Source organism: Cryobacterium adonitolivorans (assembly GCF_004402695.1).
GTDB lineage: Bacteria > Actinomycetota > Actinomycetes > Actinomycetales > Microbacteriaceae > Cryobacterium > Cryobacterium adonitolivorans.
The window spans coordinates 1-3,413 of the sequence record NZ_SOFL01000038.1 but is presented as its reverse complement, the minus strand read 5'-3'; the positions used below and the strand labels follow the sequence as shown (position 1 = coordinate 3,413).

Genomic DNA, 3,413 nt, shown 5'->3' with positions numbered 1-3,413 from the left:
CAGGCCGGCCTCGCCGCGTTCCCGGTATCGACGCACCCACCTATGGGCGCATTGGCGTGAGATACCGAGCTCTTTAGCGACGTGCGCGACGGGGCGTTTATCCACAACCACGCGCTGGCTGAGGATACGTTTCCCGCGCATGGTCAACGGCGGATTAGGGTGACCCATGGGAACCTCCGGTGCTTGTGACGGCGTTAGACCCCTCCACTAAGCCCGGAGGTTCTCCCTACGCACAAGGCCCCACAAGTGTCACCCACCTCATGGCGCAGTACAACTAGCGCCCCGAACCTATGGAATTGCTGCTTGAGGCATGTCGCAAGTAGGTAAATCGCGGATGGCTGCCTAGGCTCGAAACGCCATGATCCGATTTGATCACATCACCAAGAAATATCCCGGCACGAACCGACCGGCCCTGAACTCAATCGACGTCGAAATTCTTCGCGGCGAGTTTGTCTTCCTGGTTGGGGCTTCGGGCTCGGGAAAGTCGAGTTGCCTTCGCCTGATGTTGAAGGAGGAGAAGCCGTCCAGCGGAAGCATTCACGTGCTCGGCCAGGACCTGCGCTCCATCTCCAACCGCAAGGTGCCCTACTTCCGTCGCAACCTCGGGGTGGTCTTCCAGGACTTCCGTCTGCTGCCGAACAAGACCGTCTACGACAACGTCGCGTTCAGCCTGCAGGTCATCGGCAAGTCCCGTGGGTACATCCAGGAGGCCGTGCCCGACACCCTGCAGATGGTGGGCCTGGCCGAAAAGGCGCAGCGCCTGCCGCACGAGCTCTCCGGTGGCGAACAGCAGCGTGTGGCGATCGCCCGGGCGATCGTGAACAAACCGCAGATCGTTCTCGCCGACGAACCGACCGGCAACCTCGACCCCACCACCAGCGCCGAGATCATGTCGCTGCTGGCGCGGATCAACGCCGGCGGCACCACCGTGATCATGGCCACCCACGAGGCCGGCATCGTCGACAAGATGAAGCGCCGCGTGATCGAGCTCTCCGCGGGGCAGATCGTGCGTGACGAGCGTCAGGGTGGTTACGCCACCGCGGCCATCCCCATGGTGCTTCCCCCGGGCGAGCGGGCCGCGTCCCGGTCGTCGCGGATGCCGGCCACGGGTGCGGCCCCGACCGAACCGCTGACCCACCCCGCTCCGGAGGAGGTGCCACAGGAGGTGGCATCGGCCGAGGTCGAGGCTGCCGCCGCTCACGTGAGCACCGCACCATCCGTGGAGCCGACGCCCGAGCCGGCACCTGTGATCAAGCTGAGCGATCCCGTTGCGGTCGTCGCACCCACCCCGCCGGTCCCGGTCATGGCCGAACAGCCCGCCGCGGTTGACCGCCAGCCGGAACCCGACCAGCAGGCACCCACCCCGCCGGTCGAGCCGCCGACCTCCACAATGTCCAGGCCGGCCATCCCGGTGACCCAGCACGACGAACCAGAACAGCTCACCCTGGCCGAGAAGCTCGGCCTGCGGGCTCCGGGCGAAAAGGCCGACCCCACCAGTGAGCAGAACGTAGGACCCACCCGATGAGACTCGGACTTGTGCTTTCCGAAGCATCCAACGGCCTGCGCCGCAACGCCTCCATGGTCGTGTCGGTCGTGCTGGTCACGTTCATCTCGCTCACTTTCGTCGGTGCGGCGATCCTGATGCAGATGCAGATCGGCCAGATGAAAAACTTCTGGTATGACCGCGCACAGGTAGGCATTTACATGTGCACCGCCATCTCGCCGGGGGAGACCTGCACGGCGGGGGAGGCATCCCAGGAGCAGATCGACTCGGTGAAGGCACAACTGGAGTCCCCGACCCTGGCGACCTTCATCGACAAGTACTACTTCGAGACGCACGAGCAGGCGTTCGAGAACTTCAAGACGCAGTTCGCGGGCAATCCCGTCGCCGACTACGTGACGGCCGAACAGCTCAACCAGACCTTCTGGGTCAACCTCAACAACCCCGAGGACTCCGAGGTGCTGGTCGAGAGCCTGTCCGGCGTCGCCGGTGTCGAGAATGTCGCCGATCAACGCAAGTACCTCGATCAGATCTTCTCGGTGCTGAATGTGGCCAGCTACACCGCCATCGGCATCGCCTCGTTGATGCTCGTGGCGGCGGCCCTGCTGATCGCCACGACCATCCGGCTCTCGGCGTTCTCGAGGCGCAAGGAACTGGGCATCATGCGCTTGGTAGGTGCGTCGAACCGGTTCATTCAAACACCGTTCATCCTCGAGGGTGTCTTCGCGGCGCTGCTGGGCTCGTTGCTGGCCGGTGGTGCGATCGTGGCGATCGTGCACTACTTCGTGCAGGGCTATCTGGGTGTCAGCCTCACCGGATTCGCCCTGGTCGGTCTCGACGATGCGTTCACCGTGGTGCCCATCCTGCTGGTGCTCGGCGCCGCGCTGGCTGCGGCGTCCGCCAACTTCGCGATCACCCGCTACCTGAAGGTCTGATCCGTCCGGGCAGAGATCAGACGTGGGTGCGTGTTCCACTAGACTGATGGGCTGCCCGGCGGATGCCTGGCCGATTCACTGAACCGATCGAGGAGAATGCCGTGCCCAGGGAAAAAGGCGAGAAGGTCGTCGCGACCAATCGCAAGGCGCGCCACGACTACCTCATCGAGGATACGTACGAGGCCGGAATGGTGCTCAGCGGCACCGAGGTGAAGTCTCTGCGGGCCGGGCGGGCGTCCCTTGTCGACGGTTATGCGTTCATCGAGTCCGGTGAAGCATGGCTGGATGCCGTGCACATTCCGGAGTACACCGCCGGCACCTGGACGAATCACCCGCCCCGTCGCAAGCGCAAGTTGCTGCTGCACAAGGCGGAGATCATCAAGATCAGCCACAAGACCAAAGAGGGCGGCTACACCCTCATCCCGCTGAAGATCTATTTCAGCGACGGTAAGGCCAAGGTCGAGATCGCGGTGGCCAAGGGCAAGAAGGAATTCGACAAGCGGCAGACCCTTCGCGAGCGCCAGGATAAGCGTGAGTCCGACCGCGCCATCTCCGCCCGCCGCAACCTCGGCGACTAGCCAGCGGCCAGCCAGCNTGGGGTCGTGCGCTTGGTGCTGGTGTGGTTTTCGCCAGGTGCCGGTGGGGTCGATCCAGTGTGGTGCTTGTACTTCGGGCATGCCCAGGGTCATGTGGATGTGCCACCCCGACGTGTCGATGTTGTGGTGGTGGTACCAGCACAGCAGTACCCCGTTGTCGACGTTGGTCGGGCCGCCGTGCGGCCAGGGCGTCACGTGGTGCACTTCGGTCCATTGGGGTGGGCAGGTGCAGCCGGGGATGATGCAGCCGCCGTCGCGGGCGGTGATGGCTTTGCGTTGCATCGGGGTGAAGCAGCGGATCTTGTCGCCTAGTGCCAGCACGGCGCCGTTGCCGCCGAAGAAAACGGGCCGGATTCCGCCGTTGTCGACCATTCGGTTGAT

General features: G+C 64.2%; 4 protein-coding genes and 1 pseudogene. 3 read left to right on the top strand and 2 right to left on the bottom strand.

The features are described from left to right. On the bottom strand, nt 1–168 hold a 168-nt coding region (locus tag E3O42_RS12090; RefSeq protein WP_166787990.1), incomplete at its 3' end, for a helix-turn-helix domain-containing protein. A gap of 190 nt (nt 169–358) precedes the next feature. On the opposite strand from E3O42_RS12090, the gene ftsE reads away from it, so the two are divergent. From ftsE to smpB, 3 genes are all read left to right on the top strand, one after another. Then, complete coding sequence (gene ftsE / locus E3O42_RS12085) at nt 359–1,525, top strand: cell division ATP-binding protein FtsE (RefSeq protein WP_134454180.1); 1,167 nt, start codon at nt 359–361, stop codon at nt 1,523–1,525. After that, complete coding sequence (gene ftsX / locus E3O42_RS12080) at nt 1,522–2,436, top strand: permease-like cell division protein FtsX (RefSeq protein ID WP_134454179.1); 915 nt, start codon at nt 1,522–1,524, stop codon at nt 2,434–2,436. The genes ftsE and ftsX overlap by 4 nt, the downstream gene beginning before the upstream one ends. 101 nt (nt 2,437–2,537) lie before the next feature. Continuing rightward, on the top strand, nt 2,538–3,014 hold the full coding sequence (gene smpB / locus E3O42_RS12075) for an SsrA-binding protein SmpB (RefSeq protein WP_104167077.1): 477 nt from the start codon (nt 2,538–2,540) through the stop codon (nt 3,012–3,014). A 195-nt stretch (nt 3,015–3,209) separates the two neighbouring features. Here smpB and E3O42_RS18600 read toward each other — a convergent pair. Continuing rightward, nucleotides 3,210–3,314: pseudogene (locus tag E3O42_RS18600) on the bottom strand (HNH endonuclease signature motif containing protein); the annotation flags it as partial. Nucleotides 3,315–3,413 lie beyond the last annotated feature (99 nt).

What these genes read in the sequence shown, in the direction of transcription:
- ftsE (WP_134454180.1), top strand. Translation starts at nt 359, where the DNA reads ATGATCCGATTTGATCACATCACCAAGAAATATCCCGGCACGAACCGA.
- ftsX (WP_134454179.1), top strand. Translation starts at nt 1,522, where the DNA reads ATGAGACTCGGACTTGTGCTTTCCGAAGCATCCAACGGCCTGCGCCGC.